21 protein-coding genes are annotated in these 23514 nt (G+C 58.6%); 13 read left to right on the plus strand and 8 right to left on the minus strand.

Features of this window, described 5'->3' with window-relative positions; all coding sequences use genetic code 11:
* Positions 1 to 6: 6 nt before the first annotated feature.
* Together SFLMC1_RS04785 and SFLMC1_RS04790 are read left to right on the plus strand one after the other, a co-directional pair.
* Positions 7 to 903 (plus strand): LysR family transcriptional regulator, encoded by an 897-nt coding sequence (locus tag SFLMC1_RS04785; RefSeq protein WP_152074302.1) that lies wholly within the window; start codon positions 7 to 9, stop codon positions 901 to 903.
* Positions 904 to 1058: 155 nt separating this feature from the next.
* On the plus strand, positions 1059 to 2192 hold the full coding sequence (locus SFLMC1_RS04790; RefSeq protein WP_226814267.1) for a 5-methyltetrahydropteroyltriglutamate--homocysteine S-methyltransferase: 1134 nt from the start codon (positions 1059 to 1061) through the stop codon (positions 2190 to 2192).
* A 41-nt stretch (positions 2193 to 2233) separates the two neighbouring features.
* Here SFLMC1_RS04790 and SFLMC1_RS04795 read toward each other — a convergent pair whose 3' ends face one another.
* Positions 2234 to 2899 (minus strand): alpha/beta hydrolase, encoded by a 666-nt coding sequence (locus tag SFLMC1_RS04795; RefSeq protein WP_152074304.1) that lies wholly within the window; start codon positions 2897 to 2899, stop codon positions 2234 to 2236.
* Positions 2900 to 3036: 137 nt separating this feature from the next.
* Complete coding sequence (locus tag SFLMC1_RS04800) at positions 3037 to 4350, minus strand: NCS2 family permease (protein ID WP_152074305.1); 1314 nt, start codon at positions 4348 to 4350, stop codon at positions 3037 to 3039.
* A gap of 193 nt (positions 4351 to 4543) precedes the next feature.
* On the opposite strand from SFLMC1_RS04800, the gene SFLMC1_RS04805 reads away from it, so the two are divergent.
* Together SFLMC1_RS04805 and bsh are read left to right on the plus strand one after the other, a co-directional pair.
* Complete coding sequence (locus SFLMC1_RS04805; protein WP_152074306.1) at positions 4544 to 4963, plus strand: peptide deformylase; 420 nt, start codon at positions 4544 to 4546, stop codon at positions 4961 to 4963.
* Positions 4964 to 5206: 243 nt separating this feature from the next.
* Positions 5207 to 6172: a choloylglycine hydrolase gene (gene bsh / locus SFLMC1_RS04810; protein ID WP_152074307.1), complete on the plus strand. Its 966-nt coding sequence runs from the start codon at positions 5207 to 5209 to the stop codon at positions 6170 to 6172.
* Between the two features lie 79 nt (positions 6173 to 6251).
* Here bsh and SFLMC1_RS04815 read toward each other — a convergent pair whose 3' ends face one another.
* Positions 6252 to 8501 (minus strand): KUP/HAK/KT family potassium transporter, encoded by a 2250-nt coding sequence (locus SFLMC1_RS04815; RefSeq protein WP_152074308.1) that lies wholly within the window; start codon positions 8499 to 8501, stop codon positions 6252 to 6254.
* Positions 8502 to 8717: 216 nt separating this feature from the next.
* Entirely contained in the window at positions 8718 to 9629 is a 912-nt protein-coding gene (locus SFLMC1_RS04820) for a DMT family transporter (protein ID WP_152074309.1), read from the minus strand.
* 118 nt (positions 9630 to 9747) lie between these two features.
* Between SFLMC1_RS04820 and SFLMC1_RS04825 the strand changes: the two genes are divergently transcribed.
* Together SFLMC1_RS04825 and SFLMC1_RS04830 are read left to right on the plus strand one after the other, a co-directional pair.
* Positions 9748 to 10605: a LysR family transcriptional regulator gene (locus SFLMC1_RS04825; RefSeq protein ID WP_152074310.1), complete on the plus strand. Its 858-nt coding sequence runs from the start codon at positions 9748 to 9750 to the stop codon at positions 10603 to 10605.
* 201 nt (positions 10606 to 10806) lie between these two features.
* Positions 10807 to 12288 (plus strand): aminotransferase class I/II-fold pyridoxal phosphate-dependent enzyme, encoded by a 1482-nt coding sequence (locus SFLMC1_RS04830; protein ID WP_152074390.1) that lies wholly within the window; start codon positions 10807 to 10809, stop codon positions 12286 to 12288.
* A 73-nt stretch (positions 12289 to 12361) separates the two neighbouring features.
* On the opposite strand, the gene SFLMC1_RS04835 is transcribed toward SFLMC1_RS04830, so the two are convergent.
* Positions 12362 to 12772: a peptide deformylase gene (locus SFLMC1_RS04835; protein WP_152074311.1), complete on the minus strand. Its 411-nt coding sequence runs from the start codon at positions 12770 to 12772 to the stop codon at positions 12362 to 12364.
* Between the two features lie 214 nt (positions 12773 to 12986).
* Between SFLMC1_RS04835 and SFLMC1_RS04840 the strand changes: the two genes are divergently transcribed.
* Entirely contained in the window at positions 12987 to 13898 is a 912-nt protein-coding gene (locus tag SFLMC1_RS04840) for a hypothetical protein (RefSeq protein ID WP_152074312.1), read from the plus strand.
* Positions 13899 to 14252: 354 nt separating this feature from the next.
* Here SFLMC1_RS04840 and pdxT read toward each other — a convergent pair whose 3' ends face one another.
* Positions 14253 to 14840 carry a pyridoxal 5'-phosphate synthase glutaminase subunit PdxT gene (pdxT, locus tag SFLMC1_RS04845; RefSeq protein WP_152074313.1) on the minus strand — a complete coding sequence of 196 codons (588 nt, stop codon included), beginning with the start codon at positions 14838 to 14840 and terminating at the stop codon, positions 14253 to 14255.
* Between the two features lie 20 nt (positions 14841 to 14860).
* The gene (gene pdxS, locus SFLMC1_RS04850) at positions 14861 to 15751 is read right to left on the minus strand and encodes a pyridoxal 5'-phosphate synthase lyase subunit PdxS (RefSeq protein ID WP_022094325.1); all 891 of its coding nucleotides are present in this window, start codon (positions 15749 to 15751) and stop codon (positions 14861 to 14863) included.
* Positions 15752 to 15896: 145 nt separating this feature from the next.
* Between pdxS and SFLMC1_RS04855 the strand changes: the two genes are divergently transcribed.
* Both SFLMC1_RS04855 and SFLMC1_RS04860 read left to right on the plus strand, forming a co-directional pair.
* Entirely contained in the window at positions 15897 to 17336 is a 1440-nt protein-coding gene (locus tag SFLMC1_RS04855) for a PLP-dependent aminotransferase family protein (RefSeq protein WP_152074314.1), read from the plus strand.
* Positions 17337 to 17874: 538 nt separating this feature from the next.
* Entirely contained in the window at positions 17875 to 18756 is an 882-nt protein-coding gene (locus SFLMC1_RS04860; RefSeq protein ID WP_152074315.1) for a hypothetical protein, read from the plus strand.
* A gap of 242 nt (positions 18757 to 18998) precedes the next feature.
* Here the strand turns inward: SFLMC1_RS04860 and SFLMC1_RS04865 are convergent, their stop codons facing one another.
* On the minus strand, positions 18999 to 19559 hold the full coding sequence (locus SFLMC1_RS04865) for a ferritin family protein (protein WP_187323865.1): 561 nt from the start codon (positions 19557 to 19559) through the stop codon (positions 18999 to 19001).
* Between the two features lie 254 nt (positions 19560 to 19813).
* Between SFLMC1_RS04865 and SFLMC1_RS04870 the strand changes: the two genes are divergently transcribed.
* The 4 genes from SFLMC1_RS04870 to SFLMC1_RS04885 all read left to right on the plus strand — a co-directional run bounded on the left by SFLMC1_RS04870 (position 19814) and on the right by SFLMC1_RS04885 (position 23476).
* On the plus strand, positions 19814 to 21034 hold the full coding sequence (locus SFLMC1_RS04870; RefSeq protein ID WP_152074317.1) for an iron-containing alcohol dehydrogenase: 1221 nt from the start codon (positions 19814 to 19816) through the stop codon (positions 21032 to 21034).
* 8 nt (positions 21035 to 21042) lie between these two features.
* On the plus strand, positions 21043 to 22422 hold the full coding sequence (locus tag SFLMC1_RS04875; protein WP_152074318.1) for an aldehyde dehydrogenase: 1380 nt from the start codon (positions 21043 to 21045) through the stop codon (positions 22420 to 22422).
* Between the two features lie 262 nt (positions 22423 to 22684).
* On the plus strand, positions 22685 to 22864 hold the full coding sequence (locus SFLMC1_RS04880) for a hypothetical protein (protein WP_152074319.1): 180 nt from the start codon (positions 22685 to 22687) through the stop codon (positions 22862 to 22864).
* 66 nt (positions 22865 to 22930) lie between these two features.
* Positions 22931 to 23476, plus strand: coding sequence for a metallophosphoesterase (locus tag SFLMC1_RS04885; protein ID WP_152074320.1), 546 nt, complete (start codon positions 22931 to 22933; stop codon positions 23474 to 23476).
* The last annotated feature ends 38 nt before the right edge of the window (positions 23477 to 23514 follow it).

The following is a 23514-nucleotide window of genomic DNA, read 5'->3' on the forward strand; positions in this document are numbered from 1 at the left end:
AAAGTCATGAAGCTTCAGCAACTCAGGTATGTTGTTAAGGTTGCCGAATGCGGCAGTATCACCGAGGCCTCGCGCCGGCTCTTTGTGTCGCAGCCTTCGATTACCGCGTCGATCCGCGATCTCGAAAACGAGATGGGCGTGCACATCTTTGAGCGCACCAACAAGGGCGTCATTGTGTCCGAGGAAGGCGAGACCTTCTTGGGCTACGCGCGCCAGGTGCTCGACCAGGCCGACCTGCTCGAGGGTAAGTACAAAGGCACGTCCGAGCAGGTGCCGCACTTTAGCGTGAGCTGCCAGCATTATTCCTTTGCCGTTAACGCGTTTGTCGACGTGATCCGCGAGTTCGATGCCGCGCGCTACGACTTTACCCTGCGCGAGGAGCAGACTCACGAGATTATCGAGGACGTCGCGCATATGAAAAGCGAACTGGGCATCCTGTACTTATCCGAGCATAACCGCGAGGTTATCGAGCGCATGCTCGCCGCTAACGAGCTCGTATTCGAGGGACTCTTCTGCGCCACGCCGCATGTCTTTATATGCGCCGACCATCCACTGGCGGACCACGCCAGCGTGACACTCGAAGATCTCGAGGACTACCCATTCCTGTCCTATGAGCAGGGCAGCTATAACTCGTTTTATTATTCTGAGGAACTGACCTCGACGTTTGAGCGCCGCAAGAATATCCGTGTGCGTGACCGTGCGACGCTGTTCAACCTAGTTATGGGCCTTAACGGTTACACGGTATGTTCGGGCGTGATCAGCCATGAACTTAACGGTCCCGGTATTATCTCGATTCCGCTCGATGTGGACGAATACATGGAGATCGGCATTATCACACGCAAGAACACGACGCTCACGCGCTATGGGCGGGCCTATATCGACGCGATTCGTCGGCACATCTAGGCTGCTGCGTCCTGCATGGGTCAAATCTCTTTATGGCAGTCCAGAGTGATATAGGAAGCATCTATATCAAACTGTTATAAACGTATATTTTACGATGGCCATATGAACGCTCATACTCTGTCTCAGTAAAGCAACCAATGCAAAGGGAGATATCTATGAGCACTTCAATTCAACCGAACGCGCCGTTTCGCGCCGATATCGTCGGCAGCTTTCTTCGTCCGCAGACCGTAAAGGACGCCCGCGCTGCCTATGCGGCAGGCACGCTTGATGCCGAGGGACTTAAGGCCGTCGAGGACGAGGCCATTCGCGACTTGGTGGCTAAGCAAAAGGCCGCCGGCCTGCAGGTGATCACCGATGGCGAGTTCCGCCGCAGCTACTGGCATCTCGACTTTATGTGGGGGCTTAACGGCGTCGAGCATCGTGCCTCTCGTACGGGCTATATGTTCCACGATGAGGAGACTACCGCCGACACCGCCGTGGTAACCGGTTCCATCAGCGGCGAGAACCATCCGTTCGTCGAGCACTTCAAGTTTGTCAAGGCGCTTGAGGGGGAGGGCCAGGTCGCGCGTCAGACCATTCCGGCGCCGATTCAGACATTCTCCGAAGTCACGCTCGACCGCTGCGATGGTCAGCAGGAGAGTCTGCGCGCCGTCTACAAGACCGACGAAGAGCTCGCCGATGCCATCGCCGCAGCATATCGCACCGTGATTGCCGACCTGTATGCCGCAGGCTGCCGCAACATCCAATTTGATGACTGCACCTGGGGCATCTATTGCGATAGCGACTTTGTGTCCAAGACCGGCATGAGCCCGGTTGACCTGCAAAAGGTGAGCGAGCTGGGCGTGGCGCTCAACAATGCCGCCATCGCGGGCAAGCCCGACGATCTGGTCATCAACACGCACGTGTGCCGCGGCAACTATCACTCCACGTATGCCTTCGAGGGTGGTTATGATCCCATTGCACCGTACCTGTTTGCGCGCGAGGATGTCGACGCGTTCTATCTTGAGTTCGATACGCCGCGCGCCGGTGGCTTTGAGCCGCTCAAGTACGTCGCTCCCGGCAAGAAGGTCGTGCTGGGCCTGGTGACCACCAAGACGCCAGAGCTCGAGGACGAGGATGCCATCGTCGAGCGCATCCGCGAAGCTGCAAAGTACGTACCGCTCGAGAACCTGTACCTGTCGCCCCAGTGCGGCTTTGCCAGCTGCGAGATTGGCAACAAACTGACCGAGGATGAACAGTGGGCAAAGATTGCGCTGGTCAAGCACATTGCCGAGCGCGTTTGGAGATAGCAGTACCGGTCACGGTCGGTGACGGTGTGCCGGGGCTGTATTTAGTGCGTCAGTATCCAGTGAATGCCACGCGCCATACGCAGGTCGGTTTGGGCAAAGTGGTTGCCGGGGTTGAGCTCCAGTGTCGTGGGGATACCACATTCGCCGAGGAGCTCTTCCATCGCGCGCGTGTCGTCGAGTACGTGCCGCATCATGCGGTTGGGCGTCTTGGTCTCTTTTTTACCGAGCGACAGATAGACGGCATCGGGCGCGTTCGGCATCGTGTGCTCGTGCGCGTAGTCGATAAAGCCGGGGAACCACAGCGACCCCGATGCACTCGCCGCGCGATCAAAGGCATCGGTTTGCCAGAGGGCCCAAAGCGAAAAGAGGCCCGCCAATGAGTAACCGGCAATGCCGCGCCAGGTAGGCGGGCAGAGAAGTGATGATTCGACCTGTGGGATTATCTGATTCAGCAGTTCATCGAGAAACCCAGACGCCTGCCCGCCAAAGGGCTCGGCATCACGCACGCATCCGTCGCATGCCCAGGGGCTCAGCTCGCGATTCCAATCGAGTCCTCCAATGGCGACGAGGGTGAACGGCGGGCAGTCGAGCTCTCGGCAGCGCTCGTAGACTCCACTACCGTCGCCCATAACCACGGGGAGGTAGATGACGGGCGCGCCTTCCGCACACTCTGGATAAACGGTTATCTGCTTCTGATGCGCTTCCAAGGCAGGCTTCTCTCGGTGTTGTGATATTGACAGCTTCAATTGTCGCACGCTGGCACGGGGGCAGACGCTAAAAGAAAGGCGCGGAGCCGCTCGATGCGACTCCGCGCCTTGTTGTTTTGCTTTAGTAGGCTATGCCCTTACGCTACGAAGAAGTAGACGAGGAAGGCAAGGGCCGCGACCCACATGAGCGGCTTGATCTTGGAAGCCTCGCCCTTAAAGAGCGCGACGACCACGTAGGCGATAAAGCCCAGGCCGATGCCGGCGGAGATGGAGTAGGTGAAGGGCACGCCGGCGACGATCATGAACGCCGGGAAGCCCTGCGACACGTCGGACCAGTCGATTCCGGAGGCCTCGCTCATCATGAGGTAGCCGACGTAGACCAGGGCACCGCAGGTGGCGGCGCTGGAAACGATGGAGACGATGGGGGAGAAGAACGCGGCGAGAATGAACAGCACGCCGGTGGTGACGGAGGTGAGGCCCGTGCGGCCACCGTCGGCGGCGCCGGACGTGGACTCGACGAAGGTGGTGATGGAGGAGACACCCATAAAGCCACCGGCAGCGGCGGCCACGGAGTCAACGACCAGGATGGGGCGGATGTCCTCGACATTGCCGTCCTCGGTTAGGAACTCGCCCTGCTTGGCGACGGCCATCGCGGTACCCATGGTGTCGAAGAAGTCACTCATGAGCAGCGAGAAGGCGACGACGAGCAGCGTCGGGTCGGTCAGAACCTTCACGATGGCCATGTTGCCGTCGGCAGTGCTGGCAAACGGGGCGCCGAAGGTCGAGAAATCGAGCGGGGCGATGAGGCCCTCGGGGGCATGGGTGACGCCCAGCGGGATACCGGCGATAACGGCGACGATGATGCCGATGAGCAGCGAGCCCGGCACGTTGCGGGAGGCCAGGGCGACCGTCACGACGATGGAGATGATGCCGACGATAAAGGTGGGAGAAGTGATGTCGCCCAGGCCGACGAGCGTACCGGCGCCAGCGGTGATGATGCCGGCGTCACACAGGCCGATCATGGCGATGAACAGGCCCAAGCCAACCGAGATGGCGTGGCGCAGGACCACGGGGATGGCATCCATGATGGCCTCGCGCAGGCCGCACAGGACGAGCAGCAAGATGACGATACCCTCGAGGAAGATAACGCTCATGGCTACGTGCCAGTCGCCGCCGCACATGGTGGTGGTGATGCCCGCGATCATGGCGTTGATGCCCAGACCCGACGCGCAGGCGAGCGGGCGGTTGGCGAAGATGCCCATGCAGATGGTCATGATGCCGGCGCCCAGGCAAGTGGCGCAGGCGAGCGCTCTCGCATCGATGCCGGCGCCCGAGAGCACCGCGGGGTTGACGGCAATGATGTAGGCCATTGCCAGGAACGTTGTCAGTCCAGCGCGAAGTTCGGTCCCGATTGTGGACTTGCGCTCGCTGACGTGAAATAGTTCGTCCATGCACACCCTTTCCTTGTTCGGCCCCGAGTTTAGGCCGATTGACACGAACTTACTTACTATATCGCCTTTACAACCTTGCTGTTCCTCGCATGTCGATGTTCGGCGCAATGTAGCAGACGGGTGGTATTTTCCGTATGAAAATGTGTAGGTACCGTATACTTAAGCAGTTACAACGACCCCTATGGAGGAATGCATGATTAAAGAGCTCTGCCACGACGAGGCTATTCTGTCCCAACGTTGCGAGGTCGCGACTGTCGAGGACGAGTCGGTGGCACAGGACCTGATCGATACCATCAAGTCGCTCGACGATGCCGGCTGCCTTGCCGCCAACCAGATCGGCGTCACCAAGAAGGTCTGCGTCTACCTGGACGATGCCGGCGAGCCCCATGTGCTCTACAACCCCCGTCTGGTGTTTGGCCTGGGTGCCAGCAAGATGGAGGAGAGCTGCCTGACGCACGAGGAGATCACCAAGTCTACGCGCTACATCAAGTGCAAGGTTGCCTTTAACCAGATCGTCGATGGCAAGATGCGCGAGTGCAAGCAGGACTTCGTCGGCTTCGAGGCGCAGATGATTCAACACATGATTGACCACTGTCTAGGAAAGTTGGTCTAAGGGGACCAAAGCACCGCACCTTGCCGCTCAATCGTCGCTCGCGTACCTTAAGTACGCTTCGCTCCTCTTTTGCGGCATCTGCGGCACTTTGACCCCTTAGACGACCTGCGGGGTTAACTTGGTTGAGTTTATCCTGATTGAATAGTCCGGGCGTGACATTGTTGTCATGTCCGGGCTTTTTTGTTTAGGGTCCCTTTAATTGGTGACAATGAACTTAGCAAGAACGTAAAGCTAGGAGGCGCTATGTGCACGAGTATTCGATTTACCGATAATTCTGGCAACATGTATCTGGGCCGCAACCTCGACTGGAGCTTTGGATACGGCGAGCAGGTTCGTGTGATGCCCCGCGGGTTCCACATCCCGTATTCGTTTATCGACGATGCGACGGCGGCACACGCGGTAATCGGCATGTGCATCGATTACAAGAACTATCCCATGTTTTTCGACTGCGGCAACGATGCGGGCCTGGCAGTGGCGGGCCTCAACTTTCCCGGTTATGCCGAGTATGCCGAGGGCCCTGTCGAGGGCAAGACCAATATCGCGGCCTACGAGTTTCCCCTGTGGGTGGCGTCGACGTTCTCGACGGTCGATGAGGTCGAGGCGGCGCTGCACGATGCGACAATCGTTGGCAAGTCTGCCGGCGAGGAGCTGGGAGTATCGCTGCTCCACTGGATTATCGGCGACGACCAGCGCAGCATTGTGGTCGAGATGATGGCCGACGGCCTGCATGTGTACGACGATCCGGTTGACACCCTTGCCAACCAGCCGACCTTCCCGTGGCACATGGAAAACCTGCGCACCTATATCACCGCCACGAACGATTTTCCGCAGACGGCGACGTGGCGCGGCGCCGAGCTTAAGCCCTATGGCGCGGGTGCCGGCATGCGCGGCATTCCCGGCGACTGCTATTCGCCGAGCCGTTTTGTAAAGGCAGCGTACCTCAACGCCAATTACCCGCAAAAAGACAGCGAGTCCGAAAACGTCGTCCGCATGTTCCGCTCGCTCGAGGGTGTGGTAATGATCGAGGGGGCGTCCAGGATGGGCGATGGCAAGTTCGAGAAGACCATCTACACCGGATGCTTTAGCGCGCGTACGGGCAGTTATTACTACGCGACGTACGAGGACCCTTCGATTCGCTACGTGAGCCTGATGGATGCCGAGGGTGCGAGCCCCGATAGGCTCGTGGTTCCCGAGCCGCGCCGTTCGTAGCCGATAGCTTTACTGCAATGCAATGCGGCCCTGCATCTCCTGTGAGGTGCAGGGCCGCTGTCATCGATGTGCGACGTCGCTAGAAGTTGGCGTCGTTGAGTTGTTCGCTCTCGAGGCCGTCGAGTTGTTGCTGTTCGGGCGTCTCGGCGACGCTCTCGAGCAGCTCGGTGGGATCGACGTTCATGTCTCTACCGGCTTCGTTGCCGTTGACCAGGTCGCCCGAGAAGATATCGACATCCATTTCCTCGGCTTCCTCGATCTGAACCTCGAGTGGCACCTGGGTGCGTACGAGTTTGACTGCCGGACGCATACGGGCAAAGAGGGGCACGTACTCGATGATGATGGCCGAGTTCTCGAGACCATACCAACGTGCCGGGCTTCCGCAGGCGCGGCGGACGGCGTACTTGATAGCCATGACGCGATGGTCGTTGCGGTTGATGTCCGTCTCGGGGGCAAGCATCTTGCGCAGCATGCAAAAACGGAAGTCGCCCACGTTGCCGCGCGTCTCGTAGATGGAGTAGATGTGGTGCTGCGGCGGCAACTCACCCGATGCCATCAGGTCGCCAACGATCTGGCGCAGGTAGGCATTAACGCGCTGGTTGACCTTAAAGCCCAGGTTCAGGCGCACGCGGAACAGGAAGTCCGTGCCAAAGGTCTCGACGGAATACTCGTGCGTATAGGGCTCGTCGGTAACGTGCACGTTGATGAACCAGTATGCCTTGGCGCGCTTGGGATGCTTGTCCAAGATGGAGTAGAGCACGTCGCGGTCGAGCGTGAGCGGGTCGGGGCTGTTGGTGAGGAACACCAGATTGTCGGCGAGCACGGGATAGGTCTCGTCATTGCGCAGGCGATTGAGCTGGTCGATGTACTTGGAGACGGGCAGCAGAATCGTCTGCGTGCGCTCGATGGCGGTGCCGCGGCGCCACACATACATAAGGCCAAACAGCAGCGAGGCCAGGAAGATCATGACGTAGCCGCCGTCAAAGAACATGGTGAGGCACGAAGTGAAGAAGCACAGCTCAATGGCACCAAAGAGCAGGGCGAAGACGCAGGCACCCAGCTTGTGCTTGAGGATGCCGGCGATGTAGCTCGTCAAAAGCGTCGTGGTCATGAGCATGGTCACGGTAATGGCGAGGCCGTAGGCGCTCTCCATGCGCTCGGAGTTCTGGAACAGCAGCACGATGAAGATGCAGCCGACCCACATGATGTTGTTGACGAGCGGAATATAGAGCTGGCCCTTGGTGTCGCTGGGGTAGTGGATGCGCAGATGCGGCATAAGGTTGAGACGCGTGGCCTCGGATACCAGCGAGAACGAGCCGGTGATGAGCGCCTGCGAGGCGATGATGGCCGCTACGGCCGAAAGCACGATGGCAAAGGGGCGCAGGGGCTCGGGAAGCATCATATAGAACGGGTTGACGATATCCATCGCGAGCATCTGAGGATTGGAGTTGTTGGCGAGCAGCCAAGCGCCCTGACCCAGATAGTTAAGGATAAGTGCGGCCTTTACGAACGGCCAGGATGCATAGATGTTGGCCTTGCCCACATGACCCATGTCCGAGTAGAGCGCCTCGGCGCCGGTCGTTGACAGGAAGACAAAGCCGAGCACCATAATGCCCGAGTGGTTGATGGGCGAGAACAGGAACATGATGCCGCGGATGGGGTTGAGCGCGCGCAAGATGGACAGGTTGCCGAGCATGTTGAACAGACCGGCACCAGCCAAGAACAGGAACCACAGCGTCATGAGTGGGCCGAACAGCTTGCCGATCGACGAGGTACCGGCACGCTGCATGGCAAATAGGCCGCAGATAATGATGATGGTAATAATGATGACGTTGGTTTGCCCGTCACCCAAAAGCGCGTGGCCCCACTCGATGGTACGCAGGCCCTCAATGGCTGTGGTGACCGTGACCGCGGGGGTGAGGATGCCGTCGGCGAGCAGCGCCGCGCCGCCGATCATGGCGGGGAGAATCAGCCACGGCGCCACCTTGCGCACGAGACTGAACAGAGCGAAGATGCCGCCTTCGTTGTGGTTGTCGGCCTTCATGGCGATTACCACGTACTTGACCGTGGTCACGAGCGTCATGGTCCAGATGACGAGCGAAAGCGCGCCCAGAATCATATCCTCGCTGACGGTGCCGATGCCGCCGTTGTTGGCGACGATTGATTTCATGGTGTACATAGGGCTCGTGCCGATGTCGCCATAGACGACGCCGAGCGTAACGAGCAGCATGCCAGCGGAGAGGGGAATGGCTCCGTGCCCGCCCTGCCCATGCCGGCCTTGGAGGTTTGCCTCCAGTTTGGTGTGTGCCACGTGGACTCCCTTAGACATCCGGTTATCTGTCCAAGACAGATAACTTTTATGCCGCTTTTATACATATAAGAGCAGTTTGGCACATCAGGTTGTTTTAGACAATAATTCCCCATCTGGGGATTACTCATGTACGCAGGCAGTATTTCAAAGCAGGGGCGCATCCGCTGAATGACGTGCTGCAATGTGATAACTGCGGACGCGCCCCGGCTTTGAAACTGAATGAAGAGGGGGCTTTTAGGCGCGTGCTGCCTGGGCGATGCCGGCCTTGGCGCCTGCGCGTCTGCCGGCGAGTTCGCAAAAGAGCGCGCCGCCGATGATAAGTGCGGCGCCCATCAGGCGGACCGGTGTCATGGCTTCGCCCAAAAGGACGGCCGAGAACACGACCGCCGAAAGTGGCTCGAGGTAGCCGACGACCGCGACGGTCTGCACGGGCAGTTTGGCGACGGCGCTAAAGTAGAGCAGGCAACCGATGCCGGTATTGACGATACCGAGCATGACGACGGCGCGCCAATCAATGCTGGCGGCGACACCGGCGGACAGGAATGAGGGGGCGCCCTGCGTGATGAGTGTGAGGGTCAGCGCGGTCACAAAGGCGGCGCTCACCTGGAGCGCGGAGTTTTCGAGGCCTTCGATGTGTGGCGCACCCTTGCTGGCGATGACCATCAGCGCGTAGCAGAAGGCCGAGGCGATGCCGCAAGCGATACCTGCAATGGGCATATTGCCGCCTAGACCTTGTGCCGCAATGAGGAAGGCACCACAGGCGACGGCGATAAAGCCGGCGATTTTGCCGCCGGTCAGCTTTTCGCCAAAGATGAGCGGGGAGAGCGCCATGACAATGATGGGGCCGCAGTAGTACAGCAGCGAGGATACGCCGACGCCGATCGTCTGGTAGGCGCGGAACAGAAAAATCCAGCTGGCGCCCAGCGCGGCTCCCGAGAGAAGGAGGGCTGCGGCTTCGCGGGGGCGAGATGGCGCCTGCAACGTATGGCGTTGGGTGATGGTGAGGATGGCGACAAGCGAGAGTGCGCCCAAAAACGTGCGGAGTAGCACGATATCGGAGCTCGGCAGTGCGATGGCAGCAGCGATGATGCCATTGGAGCCAAACAGCAGCAATGCTGCTAAGTATGTAAGCAATCCGTTGTTCATGCACTGCCGTCCCCTCTATATTCGTGCAAGTTCACTATGGGTGAGGTGGGTTTAGAAGAAAAGAGAATATAATGCATGGATGTTATGACAAAAACTCATGTAAAGGTGGAGGGGTGGCTTGGAAACGAATATACAAAAGATGCAGGTGCTGCTGGAGACGGTGCGCGCCGGAAGCTTTACGCGTGCTGCCGAGCGCCTGAGCTATTCGCAGTCGGGCGTGAGCCGTATGGTGGCCGATCTTGAGGCCGACTGGGGCTTTAAAGTGCTCGATAGAAGCCGCGAGGGCGTAGTGCTTTCTGCCGATGGGCGGCAAGTTATGCCAGCGGTCGAGGCGTTATGCGAGGAATTTGTTCGTTTGCAGCGACGGGTGGATGAGATGCGTGGGCTCATGCGCGGCAAAATCTACATTGGTACGTTTTCGAGCGTGGCGACCCACGTACTGCCGCCGGTGATCGCGCGCTTTCGCGCCGATCACCCGGACGTCGATTATGAGTTGCTGATGGGCGATTACTCAGAGATCGAACAATGGGTGGCAGAGGGCCGCTGCGATCTGGGCTTTATCCCGCGTGAGCCACGCGGCGCCGGCATGGCATCGCGGCCGTTGGTACGCGATGAGTTGATGGCCGTGGTGCCAGCGGACTCCTCGCTTGCCACCGCGGAGGTCGTTTCCCTTGCCGATTTGGCCAACGAGCAGTTTATTCTGCTGGAACGCGGCACCGATGACGAGATTACGCCGCTGTTTCGTCGGGCGGGACTGACAGTGCGCTCAAAACTGTCGACCTGGGATGACTATGCGATTATGGCCATGGTCGAGGACGGCCTGGGCGTGAGCATTCTTCCCGCGCTCATCTTGCGTCGCTGTCAGTTCGATGTTGCCGTGCGTTCGCTCGAGGGGCATCCCCATCGGCAAATCAATGCGATATATCGCACGACTGATGTTTCGCTTGCCGCCGCCCGATTCCTTGAATACCTCTAAACGTGTATACGTCATTGTCCGCCTTGGGCAAATCTTGGAGTTCGGTACATTTTCTTATGAAATTGAACTTTCGAATGAGGTGCCGCGCTATACTGCTGCCTAAATTGAACCTTAGTTCAATTCGTGTTCTATAAATTGAACTTTGCCAGCAAGGAGGTTCCTGTGGCCCAAGAGACGTTTAGCGATCGCCTGCGACGGGCTATGTCCGATCGCGACGTTCGACAGTCGGACGTGATTCGTGCATCGGAGATGTTCGGCAAAAAACTCGGCAAGAGTCAGATGAGCCAATATGTGAGCGGCAAGACGATCCCGCGACGCGATGTGGCAGAGCTGCTCGCCCGCATTTTGGAGGTCGATTTTACCTGGCTGCTCGCCGGTGACGCCGATCAAGGCGAGGCATCATCGCCCCGCAACGTTTCCAGGCCCGAACCCCATCCCTCAGCTCAAATTCCAAGGAGCACAACCATGCGTACTTTTTCTAAATCCACCAAGCTCGATAACGTCCTGTATGACGTGCGCGGTCCTGTCGTCGACGAGGCCGCCCGTATGGAGGACGAGGGCGAGCGCATCCTCAAGCTCAACATTGGCAACCCCGCCCCCTTTGGTTTTCGCACGCCCGATGAGGTCATTAAGGACATGCGCCAGCAGCTGCCCGACTGCGAAGGCTATTCCAACTCGCGCGGCCTGTTCTCTGCGCGCAAGGCGATCATGCAGTACTCGCAGATCAAGGGCCTGCCCAATGTTCAGATGGAGCACATCTACACGGGCAACGGCGTGTCCGAACTCATTCAGCTTTCGATGAACGCGCTGCTCGACAACGGCGACGAGATTCTGATCCCCAGCCCCGACTATCCGCTCTGGACGGCGTGCGCAACCCTTGCCGGTGGTCATCCCGTGCACTATCTGTGCGATGAGCAGGCGGATTGGTATCCCGACCTGGAGGATATGGAGTCCAAGATCACGAGCGCGACCAAGGCCCTCGTCATCATCAACCCCAACAACCCCACGGGCTCTGTCTATCCGCGCGAGGTGCTCGAGGGCATTGTTGAGATCGCGCGCAGGCACCAGCTCATGATTTTTGCCGACGAGATCTACGACCGCCTGTGCATGGACGGCTATGAGCACGTCTCCATTGCCTCGCTCGCCCCCGACCTGCCCTGCATTACGTTTAGCGGCCTGTCCAAGTCGCATATGATCGCGGGCTATCGCATTGGCTGGATGGTGCTTTCGGGCAACCAGCGCTGCATGAGCGACTTCATCATGGGCATCAACATGCTCTCAAACATGCGCCTGTGCTCCAACGTGCCGGCTCAGTCGATCGTCCAGACGGCGCTCGGCGGCCATCAGTCGGTTAACGACTACATCCGCCCCGGCGGTCGTGTCTACGAGCAGCGCAACTTTGTGTATGAGGCACTCAGCAAGATCGACGGCATCTCGGTGGTTAAGCCGCGCGCGGCGTTCTACATCTTCCCCAAGATGGATGTGAAGAAGTTCAACATCACCGATGACGAGCAGTTCGCCCTCGACCTGCTGCACGAGAAGAAGATCCTGATTACGCGCGGCGGCGGCTTTAACTGGGCCGAGCCCGACCACTTCCGCATCGTGTATCTGCCGCGCATGGAAGTGCTCAAAGAGTCGCTCGAAGACTTGGCTGACTTCTTCGATCATTACCGCCAGAGCTAATTGGTTCTGCCGTTCTACCGAACGGCGGACCGCTTGCTGTCGTGTGCTCAACCTGCATCGTTACCCTGGCTGTCTAAATAACGATTCCGCAGCAATGATCGATTTCGTGCTGGATGATCTCGGCGGTGTAGCCCGAGAAGTTTTTGATGCGATGGACGAAGTTCTCGTCCAAATACTCAACCTTAATGCGGCGATAGCGGGTACAGGGACGCTCGCCGATCAGCGAGAGGCATCCTTCGCTCGTCCGATAGGCATTGACCTGCTCAAGAATTTGAGGGTTGTACATCAGGAGCGCCCTGTTGCCATCTTTTACGCAGATGATGCGTTTGCGCACGCCAATCATGTTGGCGGCGAGACCCACGCACTCGTGCTCATGCTCATGGAGCGTATCCAGGAGGTCCTGCCCGGTCACGGCGTCGTCGGGTCCTGCGTCTTCGGAAGGCAGGCGTAAAAAGAACTCGGATTTCATGATGGGCTTAATCATGGCGGGCTCCTTAAGGTGGACACGTTTGGTTCAGGTCATGATACCGCGACATGTCGCATTAATGTGTGCACATAGATTCTGCAGCTAGATTGGATGGCGACACCATAAACTAATGGACGTTTTGCCGAGAGGCATGATTGTTTAAAGCGCAAAGAGTGCGCGACGGGCCCCGCGAATGGGGCGATGATGCCCGAAAGGGCCAAGAAGGAGTCTCATGTCCGAGAACGAAGAGATCATGAACGAGACCGAGAACGAGACCATGGCTGCCGAGGTCGAGGCAGTCGAGACCGTGGAGACCGAAGCTGCCGAGGTTGAGGCTGCTGACGAGGTTTCCGCCGAGGAGGAGGCCGAGGTTGTCGAGGCCACCGCTGATTACGATGACGAAGAGCTGATGGACAAGATGCAGAAGGCCGCCCGCCTGCTGCGTAGCCGTCGCTTTGCTATTTCCAAGGAGGAGGAGGCCAAGGCCGAGCGCATGGCAAACATCGAGCGCGCCATCAAGCTCCTTGACCTCAAGCCCAAGATGGAGCAGAAAGAAATGTCCGATCTGCTGGGCATGCGCCTCCGTGAGCTCGATGGCCTGATGGCCGAGGCCGAGGCTGCCGATCTGGTCGGCCGCATCGACGACGCCGAGGGCGATATGCGCAAGATCGTCGTCTTCGCTGCCGAGGATGCTGCTGAGGGCCTGGTCGAGCTTGCCAACAAGAAGGAGAAGCTCCTGCCCGAGCTTTCTTACGAGGAGGCCACCGAGCTGATGGCCGCTCTCGATAAGGTCATCGCTCCGCTCGTCGCCATGGGCCTGGACGAGGACCGCGGTCCTCGCGGCGGCCGTGACGAGCGCGGTGGCCGCGGCGGCGACCGTGGCGGTCGCGGCGGCTTTGGCGATCGCGGTGGCCGTGGTGGCGACCGTGGCGGTCGCGGTGGCGATCGCGGCGGCCGTGGCGGCTTTGGTGACCGCGGCGGCGACCGTGGCGGCCGCGGCGGCTTTGGCGGCAACCGTGGTGGCTATGGCGACCGCGGTGGCAACCGCGGCGGCTTCGGCGGCAACCGTGGCAACGACCGCGGTGGCCGTGGTGGCGACCGTGGCGGCCGCAACGGCGGCGGCTTCCGCGGCAACCGCTTCTAATTGGGTTACGCGGTTTTACCAAACCGCGTAACTAGTTGACGCTGCAAACCCGCCAGAGCGGCAATCTGCCTTTCAACTTCGGCGGCATGACCAGAAGGTCAATGCCGCCTCGTTTCAAGGCACCTTGCTCACTCTGACGGGTTTTCGCTGTCGGTACCAAGACATCGGCGTTGTCTTGGTCGAAACCTGCCAAAAAGGGACAGGTTCATTTTGGTCGGTTTTATCTGGGCAAACGTGGTCGTCTATCGCAATGTAGTCATTGGGTCATTGGGGACGTTCTTGTTTGAGTAGTCGTTTAAGAACGTCCCCAACGACTAAATAGAACGAGAGTATCCATTCTCGTTTCTATTCCGCCTACATTTGTAGGAACAGTTCGTGGAGACGGGTGTCTTCATCGAGTTCGGGGTGGAAGGTTACGCCGAGCTGGTTGCCCTGGCGGGCGGCGACGATGCGCCCGTCGACTTTCGCTAAGGCCTTGGCGTCGCCGTGGACCTCGACGATGCGGGGCGCGCGGATAAACGTCAGCGGCACTTCACCGTCGATGCCGGCTACCTGCCCCTTGGTTCGAAAGCTGCCGAGCTGCCTGCCGTAGGCATTGCGCTCGACAAGTACATCCATGGTTGCCAAACGCGGCGTCCCCTTATCGTCATGGGCGGCAAGGTCGTGAGCCAGCAGAATCAGGCCGGCGCATGTGCCCAGGACGGGCATGCCTTCAGCGATGCGGGCACGAAGCTCCTCGAGCATGCCCAACTCATCAAGCAGCTTCCCTTGAACGGTAGACTCGCCGCCGGGAAGTACCAGACGGTCAAAGTCCTGCTTCAAATCGGCCGCCTGCCTCAGCTCAATACAACGTGCGCCCAGCTCGGACAGCCTCGCCTCGTGCTCGGCAAAAGCACCTTGGACCGCCAGCACGGCGACCGTCTGGTCTGTGTAATCGCTCATGTGCGATCCTTTCTGCCGGACTAGCGTCCGCGCTCCTCCATGATGATCTCGATCTCGTCGGCGTTGATGCCGACCATGGCCTCGCCTAGATCCTCCGAAAGCTCGGCGATGAGCTTGGCGTCGGTGAAGTTAGCCACAGCCTTGACGATGGCGGCCGCGCGCTTGGCCGGGTCGCCGCTCTTAAAGATGCCCGATCCGACAAAGACGCCTTCGGCGCCCAGCTGCATCATCAGCGCGGCATCGGCGGGGGTTGCTACGCCGCCGGCAGCAAAGTTCACGACGGGAAGCTTGCCCGTGGCATGGACCTCGCGCACCAGCTCGACCGGAACCTGCAGCTGCTTGGCTGCCTCAAAGAGCTCGTCGTCACGCAGGGCAACAACGTCGCGGATCTGCTTTTGGATTTTGCGCATGTGGCGCACGGCCTGGACCACGTCGCCCGTGCCCGGCTCGCCCTTGGTGCGGATCATCGTGGCACCCTCGGCAACACGGCGCAGCGCTTCGCCCAGGTCGCGGGCACCGCAGACAAATGGGACGTCAAACTGGGTCTTGTCGATGTGGTAGACATCGTCGGCGGGGGAGAGAACCTCGGACTCGTCGATGTAGTCGATCTCGATGGCCTGAAGGACCTGCGCCTCGACGATGTGGCCGATGCGGCACTTGGCCATGACGGGGATGGAGACGGCCTCTTGAATGCCCTTGATCATCTTGGGGTCGCTCATGCGCGACACGCCGCCGGCGGCGCGGATGTCGGCCGGGATGCGCTCGAGAGCCATGACGGCGCAGGCGCCTGCCTCCTCGGCGATGCGTGCCTGCTCAGGCGTGGTGACGTCCATGATGACGCCGCCCTTGAGCATCTGCGCGAGCTCGCGGTTGAGTTTGACGCGATCGGCCTTGCTGGTCTGCTCTGCCATGGTTGCTCCCTTGGTTGGCATGTGCATTGCTTGACGGAACATCCTATCGGGGAGCTGGGTATGGCGAAATACTCAGTTTTCGAGATAATAATAAGGTCAGACTAATGTCAGATTGAATGACTCGATAAGGTCAGGTGACAAACTCATGCTTGACTATAATTTGGAACAACGCGGCGAGGCATCGCTCTATGAGTATGTTTACCAGCAAATTCGAGATGATATCGTTGCTGGGCGCATTGCGGCGGGAGAGCATCTGCCGTCTAAACGCGCCTTTGCCAGTCATCTGGGAATCAGTGTCATTACTATCGAGAATGCATATAGCCAGTTACTTGCCGAGGGCTATATTTGTTCAATGCCGCGGCGTGGCTACTACGCTTGCAAGCTTCCGGATGCACCGGTTTTGCCTTTGGTTACGGGGAGTATCGATCGAGATGCCGTCTCTGTGGACCTCGGCGCGCATGATGTCAACGGACGGGTCGAGCAATTCGATGCTCTTTCTCCTTCCGCTTTGGAGGCGGCGCGGCTTTGGCAAAGCGCGCTACGGGCGACGCTGACATCCGAAGACGAACGTGAAATCTTTTCGCCCGCGCCGGCGCAGGGCACCGCTCGGCTGCGACGTGCGATTGCGCACCATCTACGCGGGACGAGGGGCATGAATGTCGACCCCGACAACATTGTTATCGGTGCGGGTGCCCAGCTGCTCGATACCATGTTGGTTCAATTGCTTGGAGCCGACAAGGTGTATGCCGTTGAGGATCCGGGGTATTTGCGCCTGACGCGCATCTATCAGGCTATGGGTTGCCAAGTACGACATATCCCGTTGGATGATGACGGCGTGGACCTGAGCACTCTGCAGAAAACCGGGACCGACGTCCTTCACCTGATGCCGTCCCATCAGTATCCAACCGGCCTTGTGACGAGTATCGCGCGCCGATATGCGCTGTTGAGCTGGGCCGCCGAGCGACCAGGTCGGTATCTCATCGAAGATGACTTTGATTGTGAGTTTCGCCTTGCCGGCAAGCCGATTCCCGCGCTCGCGTCGATCGATGCCGCCCAGTCTGTTATCTACACCAACACGTTTTCGAAGAGCCTGTCATCGGCGTTGCGTCTAGCGTACATGGTGTTGCCCGATGAGCTAATGGAGCGGTTTAAGCGCAACCTTGGTTTTTACGCCTCGTCGGTGAGCTCTGTTGACCAGGTCGCTTTGGCGCGTTTGCTGGAATCGGGTGATTACGAGCGGCATGTGAACCGCGTGCGCGTTCGTGCTCGCGAGGCGCGTGATGGCCTGGCGGCACTTGTACGGAAAGCGTTTCCGGCGGGGGAGGTCTCGATCGAGTATGCAGACGCAGGCCTTTACTGCACTGTGGTTGCGGAGCGTGGAACGGGCGGAAGCTCTTTTGCACAGGCCCTCACGCGCTCGGGTATCCCTTTTGTCGATATCAGTGACTGTTATTGGTGTGCCGATGGCGCATCTGTCCCTGAAAACCCGACTCGAATCCTTGTCCAGTATGACGATTTGAGTCCAAATGTGCTTAATACCTTGGAATTGCAGCTAATGGGGGCACTCTGCAACCTAAGTGAGTAGGCTTTTGGAACTTCGGCGACCAGACGGTTTTGTAGCAAGTTGTCTACCTGCGGTTTTGAAAAGCAGGATGATCGGTCTGCTCGGGATGTTCCAAAAAGTCTACTCACTTGCCGCGCAAAGCTTCCGCACGAGAAAAAAATGGGGTTTTCAACAGGGTCCCGTCCAGTTCTTGGCAAGCTTTTGGTCAGTTGGGGAGGGCTGTTGAAAACTTGGCAGTCCGTTCGGCACCATTTTTGGTGCGTTTGCGCCATAGCGAGACCGGCTGTGTTGAAATCCGTGTTTTCCTGTGCCTATGAAGGATCTACTTTGTGACATATCGGCTTTTAGGTACTGGCGTTTGCCCCCTCAAGTCCGCGCTTTGTGTCCGCCGCTTCCACGACCAGAAGAAGACCGGTAGCGATATGACCTCTCCCGTAACCCGACGGCTGCGGTTGTGCTTGGCTTTCCGCTGTATACATTGGTTCGGACGAGAAGCAAGCGGACATGCTCTGTCAGCATGAGGCAGCGGCTGTTTCTTGGCGAGCTCCCCAGGGAATCTGTGCTGGAAACGGAGCATGGATTTTTGATTACATCTCCTCTACTGACGGCATTCATCATGTCGCGGCATTTGACGGATCTTCAGCTTCTTTTGGTATTGGCGGAAATGTGCGGCCTGTTTGCGGTGTGTGCTCTGCCGGCGGCGCTTGAGGCGGAGCTTTCGCGTGCAATTGATTCGGGCGCGATTTCGACAACGCTGGGCTGGTCGCGCTGTCCGTCCGAGGACGGTACCGCCTCAAACTTATGGCGTCGAGACGCTTTGGTTTTGGGCGGCGACCTTGACCGTTTTTGTTCAGATGTTTGCGGGATGCGTTACGGCAATCGATTTATGGCGGTATCGCATCTCGTTCCATTGGGCGCCGCATCGCCTTTTGAGGTTGAGGCGTATTTGTTGTTTGGACTGTCGCGATCCCTGGGAGGTGAAGGTTTTTGCGGCATAGAACTCAATGTCGAAGTGGCGCTAAGCACAAGTGCTCGATCGATTGTAGGAAAGTCGCGTGTGTATATCGACCTACTTCTTTCTTCGCCGGACGGCAGGCGACAGGTGGCCATTGAATGTCAGGGAAAGGCCTCGCACGGACGCGCAGGGGATGGTTTGCGTGACGCTGACCGCATGACGGCCCTTCAGGCCATGGGCTATGATGTACTTCTCCTGACGCACAGACAGATATCCGATGAGGATAGATTCCGCGCGATCGTTAAGGCCGTATGCAGGATGCTCGATGTTGAATATCGTGATAAAAGCTCGGATGAGCAAAGGGCTGAGGCATTACTCCGGTCTGAGCTATTCGTGGACTGGTCAAAACTGGGAGTAATCGACGGAAAGATGCCCGTTAGACACAAAACAGCTCGATCGTGGACGGCTGCGGATCTAAGTGAGTAGACTTTTGGCGTGATGTCGACCAGGCCGGTTTGCAACAAGTCATTTACCTGCGACTTTATAAAGCAATATAGATGGCCTGCTCGGCAAGTTCTAAAAAGTCTACTCACTTAGTTTTTGATGAGAAGCCGAGGCCTAAGGTGGTCCTATTTCATGGCGTTAACAAGTTCTGTGAGGCACGAAAAAGGCCCGAACCGTGCGGTCCGGGCCTTATCGAGCTAGAGAGTGTCTCTCAGGCGGCTGGCTTAGCCAAAGTAGCGCTTCAGCAGGCCCTCGAAGGCCTTGCCGTGACGAGCCTCGTCGCGAGCCATCTCGTGGACGGTGTCGTGGATGGCATCGAGGTTGGCAGCCTTGGCACGCTTGGCGAGATCAGTCTTACCAGCGGTGGCGCCATTCTCGGCCTCAACGCGCATCTCGAGATTCTTCTTGGTGGAGTCAGTCACGACTTCGCCCAGGAGCTCAGCGAACTTGGCGGCGTGCTCGGCCTCCTCATGGGCTGCCTTCTCGTAATAAAGGCCAACCTCGGGATAACCCTCGCGATGAGCGACGCGGGCCATGGCCAGGTACATACCGACCTCGGAGCACTCGCCCTCAAAGTTGGCGCGCAGGTCGGCGACGATGTCCTCGGGCACGCCCTCCTTGGCAACGCCCACAACGTGCTCGGCAGCCCAAGTAAAGCCACCCTCATCCTGCTTCAGGAAGCGGGAACCGGGAACGCCGCACTGGGGGCACTTAAAATCCTCGGGCAGCTGGTCGCCGTCGTACTCTTCAACATAACCGCAAACGGGGCAAACAAATTTCATGATTCGATCCCTTCGATCGATGGCGATGGTGCGCTCGCCCGGTCCCATAAGGGCCCTCTCCGGACGTGCGTCTTAACGAGTTCTATTATCCATAAATGAGACTGAAAGTGAAGCCTATTAGGAATGATTTTTAATAAATATTTTTAAGCATATGAAGATGTTGATTGATTAACGGTTGGCAAGCCATATACGGACGCCGATGAGTACAATCGGTCGAGCAAAATGTTGACCTATCAACAAATAAAGGAGTTTCCTCTATGCATCTAGCCCGTCGCGCCTGGTGCCGAACATATCAGACGGTTTTTCGCATTGCATTGCCGATCCTGCCCTATATCGAGCCGCGCATTTTGGAGCATGCCGAGGATGTGCCCGCGGTGCTTCAAAAGAGCTCGATCCAGAAGGTCCTTATCGTGACAGACCCTGGTATTGCACGTTTGGGGCTCACAGCATCACTCGAGCGCGCGCTTACGGCTCAGGGGATTGGCGTTACGGTCTATGCCGAAACGCGTGCGAACCCCACGGTCTCGAATGTGGAGGAAGCGGCGGCGCTGTATCGCGAGAACGACTGCCGGGCCATTATCGGCTTTGGTGGCGGTTCGGCCATGGACTGCGCCAAGGGTGTGGGGGCGCGCATTGCGCAGCCAAACAAGCCCATCAACAAGATGCGCGGCCTGTTGCGCGTCCACCGTCTCCTGCCGCTGCTTATTGCGGTTCCCACTACCGCTGGTACGGGAAGCGAAGTCACGCTCGCGGCGGTTATCACCGATGCCGAGACGCACTATAAATACCCCATTAACGACTTTGTGCTCATCCCGCGCTTTGCGGTGCACGACCCCGAGTTTACGCGCGGCCTGCCTGCCGCCATTACGGGGCAGACGGGTATGGATGCCCTGACGCATGCTGTCGAGGCCTTTATCGGACGCAGCACCACGCCCTACACGCGCAAGATGGCGCGTCAGGCGGTCCGGCTCATCCGCGACAATTTGCTCGAGGCCTATGAGCATGGTGACGACATGCGTGCGCGCCGCAATATGCTTTCGGCGGCGTATAAGGCGGGTGTTGCCTTTACGCGCTCCTATGTTGGATATGTGCATGCCATCGCACACAGCTTGGGCGGGCGTTGCGGGATTCCGCACGGCTTGGCCAACGCTATCATCCTGCCGCATATGCTTCGCGCCTATGGCGAAGCTGCTGCTCCTAAACTCGCCGATCTCGCCCGCATGGCGGGCATTGCGCCGGCTACCGCGCAGGACAGTCTTGCGGCCGAGGCCTTTATCGATTGGGTCGACCGTATGAATGAGGCCCTGGGAATTCCCAAATATGTCTTGGGTATTCGCCGCTCCGATATTCCGCAAATGGCGGCCCATGCCGATACAGAGGCCAATCCGCTATATCCCGTTCCACTTTTGATGGACCGTTTGGAGCTTGAGCGTATGTACGCGGTCGTCGCGGGTGGTATGTTTGAGGGCGAGAACTAGGAGGGTCCATGAATACCGAGGAGATCGCGCGCGTCGTTGCCGATCAGCGCGCCTATTTTAAGACGCATGCCACGTTTGATGTCGATGCTCGCCGCCGCGCACTGGTGCGCCTGCGCGATGCGGTTCGTGCGCACGAGGGCGATATCGCCCATGCGCTCAAGACCGATTTGGGTAAGTCGCATGACGAGGCGTATATGTGCGAGATCGGCACGTCGCTTTCCGAGATTCGCCATCAGATTGCGCATGTGGTCCGATGGAGCCGCCCGCGCCTGCACCCCTGCGACCTCGCCAATGCTATTAGCGTGTGCAAGACGCAAGCCGTGCCTTATGGCGTCACGCTGATCATGGCGCCTTGGAACTATCCGTTTTTGCTGACGCTCGAGCCGCTCGCCGGCGCGCTCGCTGCGGGTAACACCGTGGTCATCAAGCCGAGTGCCTATGCTCCGGCATCCAGCGCAGTTCTCAGGCAAATCTGCGAGGAAGCATTTGATCCGCGCCTGGTGACGGTCGTCGAGGGCGGGCGCGCCGAGAATGAGGCGCTGCTCGATGAGCGCTGGGACAAGATCTTCTTTACCGGTAGCGTTCCGGTCGGCAAGCTCGTCATGGAGCGTGCGAGCAAAAACCTTACGCCCGTGACGCTTGAGCTGGGCGGAAAGAGCCCCTGTATCGTGGATGCGACGGCAAACTTGAAGGTCGCGGCACGGCGCATCGCCTTTGGTAAATGGCTCAACGTGGGGCAGACCTGCGTGGCGCCCGACTACCTGCTGGTCGATACGCGCGTGCACGACGAATTGCTGGGCCTCATCAAGGAGGAGGCCCGCCGTATGTTTGGCGAGCATCCGCTCGATAACGAGGATTACGGGCATATCGTCAACGCCAAGCATTTTGCGCGCGTGCGCGGGCTGATCGATCCCGATAAGGTCGTGCTTGGAGGTACCGCGCGCGAGACTTCGCTCAAGATCGAGCCGACGATTTTGGACGGCGTGTCCCCCGATGACGCCGTGATGCAGGAGGAGATTTTCGGCCCCATCTTGCCGGTGCTGACGTTTGAGAGCCTCGACGAGGCCGAGGCGTTTATTGCAAATCGTCCGACGCCGCTGGCCCTGTATATCTTTAGCCAGGATCGCGCGGTTCAGCAGCGCTTTGTGCGCTACGTGCCCTTTGGCGGCGGCTGCGTCAACGACACCATCATGCATCTGGCTACGAGTCATATGGGCTTTGGCGGCATGGGCGCGAGCGGCATGGGGCAGTACCATGGTCGCGAGAGCTTCGATGCGTTTAGCCACAAGAAGAGCATCGTGAACAAGGCAACGTGGCTGGACGTGCCATTCCGCTATGCCCCTTACACAAGCTGGAAGCACAAGTTCGTGCGCATGTTTGTGCATTAGAAACAGATGGCATAGGGATAAAAAGTGGCTGCCCCCGCGTAAGCGAAGATGGCCACTTCTCACGATGAAAACGTGTATCGGAGTTGGCAAGACCCGCTGCCACGGGTGCCATCCGTATTCCTATCTTATCTGCAAGCGTTCCGTCGCGCAAGCGTTGCGGCAAACGATTGAAAGGCGCAGACAGGATGAATTTGTGTCCGCACGGGTCTGTAGACTTCTCAACTGTGTGGTGGATGCTCGCTAGTCTGCAAGGGAGGCAGCCATGTTTGATGACGACGATCTGTTCGATTTGACGAATGATCCGTTTGAGTGGGATATGCTGCTCGATGACGATGAGTTGGAGCAGGACCGTAAGAAGCGGCAGGGCAAGAAAACTCAGGGTGACGCTTCGAAGAAGCAAGACAAGCGCCACCGCGGTCTGTTCGGCGGGCTCTTTGGATGACTGTCTCATCGTCGCGTCTGTATACTAAACAGGTCTTATATGCGTTGCGAAATGAGGGCATAGACGATGATGTGGTTTACCGCCGACCTGCACCTGGGCGATACGAATATCCTGCACGATATGGATCGACCGTTTGATTCGGTCGAGGAGATGAACCGCAAGGTCATCGCTGCCATCAATGAGTGCGTGTCGGCGGACGACCGCCTCTATATCTTGGGAGACTTTACCTATCGGTTGCCCCTGGCGGAAGCGGTGCGCCTGCGCGAGCGTATCAAATGCCAGAACGTGACGCTCATCCGTGGTAACCATGACGGTGACTGGGAAGATCCCGACGTACCGCAAATTTGGGAAGACGTGCGCGATTACCTGGAGATTGCTCCCGGCTATGCCAAGGGCCATCGTCTGGTGATGAGCCACTACCCCATGCTCAGCTGGAACGGCAAGGCGCGTGGTGCCATCATGCTGCACGGGCATATCCACAGCAGGGGAGACCGCACCAACGCACGCAACCGCGATCGCGAGCGACCCATTTTTCGCTACGATGTGGGCCTCGACGCCAACGGGTATAAGCCCGTAAGCCGAGACCAGATTCTCGGCTTTTTTGGGCTGTAATTCTCGAACCACCACAAGATGGGCCAGGCACCTTTGTC

Source organism: Collinsella aerofaciens (assembly GCF_901212495.1).
Lineage (GTDB): Bacteria > Actinomycetota > Coriobacteriia > Coriobacteriales > Coriobacteriaceae > Collinsella > Collinsella aerofaciens_H.

What these genes read in the sequence shown, in the direction of transcription:
- SFLMC1_RS04880 (WP_152074319.1), top strand. Translation starts at nt 22,685, where the DNA reads ATGTTTGATGACGACGATCTGTTCGATTTGACGAATGATCCGTTTGAG.
- SFLMC1_RS04790 (WP_226814267.1), top strand. Translation starts at nt 1,059, where the DNA reads ATGAGCACTTCAATTCAACCGAACGCGCCGTTTCGCGCCGATATCGTC.
- SFLMC1_RS04830 (WP_152074390.1), top strand. Translation starts at nt 10,807, where the DNA reads ATGTCCGATCGCGACGTTCGACAGTCGGACGTGATTCGTGCATCGGAG.
- SFLMC1_RS04785 (WP_152074302.1), top strand. Translation starts at nt 7, where the DNA reads ATGAAGCTTCAGCAACTCAGGTATGTTGTTAAGGTTGCCGAATGCGGC.
- pdxT (WP_152074313.1), bottom strand. Translation starts at nt 14,840, where the DNA reads ATGAGCGATTACACAGACCAGACGGTCGCCGTGCTGGCGGTCCAAGGT.
- SFLMC1_RS04885 (WP_152074320.1), top strand. Translation starts at nt 22,931, where the DNA reads ATGATGTGGTTTACCGCCGACCTGCACCTGGGCGATACGAATATCCTG.
- SFLMC1_RS04805 (WP_152074306.1), top strand. Translation starts at nt 4,544, where the DNA reads ATGATTAAAGAGCTCTGCCACGACGAGGCTATTCTGTCCCAACGTTGC.
- SFLMC1_RS04855 (WP_152074314.1), top strand. Translation starts at nt 15,897, where the DNA reads ATGCTTGACTATAATTTGGAACAACGCGGCGAGGCATCGCTCTATGAG.
- bsh (WP_152074307.1), top strand. Translation starts at nt 5,207, where the DNA reads ATGTGCACGAGTATTCGATTTACCGATAATTCTGGCAACATGTATCTG.
- SFLMC1_RS04800 (WP_152074305.1), bottom strand. Translation starts at nt 4,350, where the DNA reads ATGGACGAACTATTTCACGTCAGCGAGCGCAAGTCCACAATCGGGACC.
- SFLMC1_RS04875 (WP_152074318.1), top strand. Translation starts at nt 21,043, where the DNA reads ATGAATACCGAGGAGATCGCGCGCGTCGTTGCCGATCAGCGCGCCTAT.
- SFLMC1_RS04815 (WP_152074308.1), bottom strand. Translation starts at nt 8,501, where the DNA reads ATGTCTAAGGGAGTCCACGTGGCACACACCAAACTGGAGGCAAACCTC.
- SFLMC1_RS04820 (WP_152074309.1), bottom strand. Translation starts at nt 9,629, where the DNA reads ATGAACAACGGATTGCTTACATACTTAGCAGCATTGCTGCTGTTTGGC.
- SFLMC1_RS04835 (WP_152074311.1), bottom strand. Translation starts at nt 12,772, where the DNA reads ATGATTAAGCCCATCATGAAATCCGAGTTCTTTTTACGCCTGCCTTCC.
- SFLMC1_RS04840 (WP_152074312.1), top strand. Translation starts at nt 12,987, where the DNA reads ATGTCCGAGAACGAAGAGATCATGAACGAGACCGAGAACGAGACCATG.
- pdxS (WP_022094325.1), bottom strand. Translation starts at nt 15,751, where the DNA reads ATGGCAGAGCAGACCAGCAAGGCCGATCGCGTCAAACTCAACCGCGAG.
- SFLMC1_RS04870 (WP_152074317.1), top strand. Translation starts at nt 19,814, where the DNA reads ATGCATCTAGCCCGTCGCGCCTGGTGCCGAACATATCAGACGGTTTTT.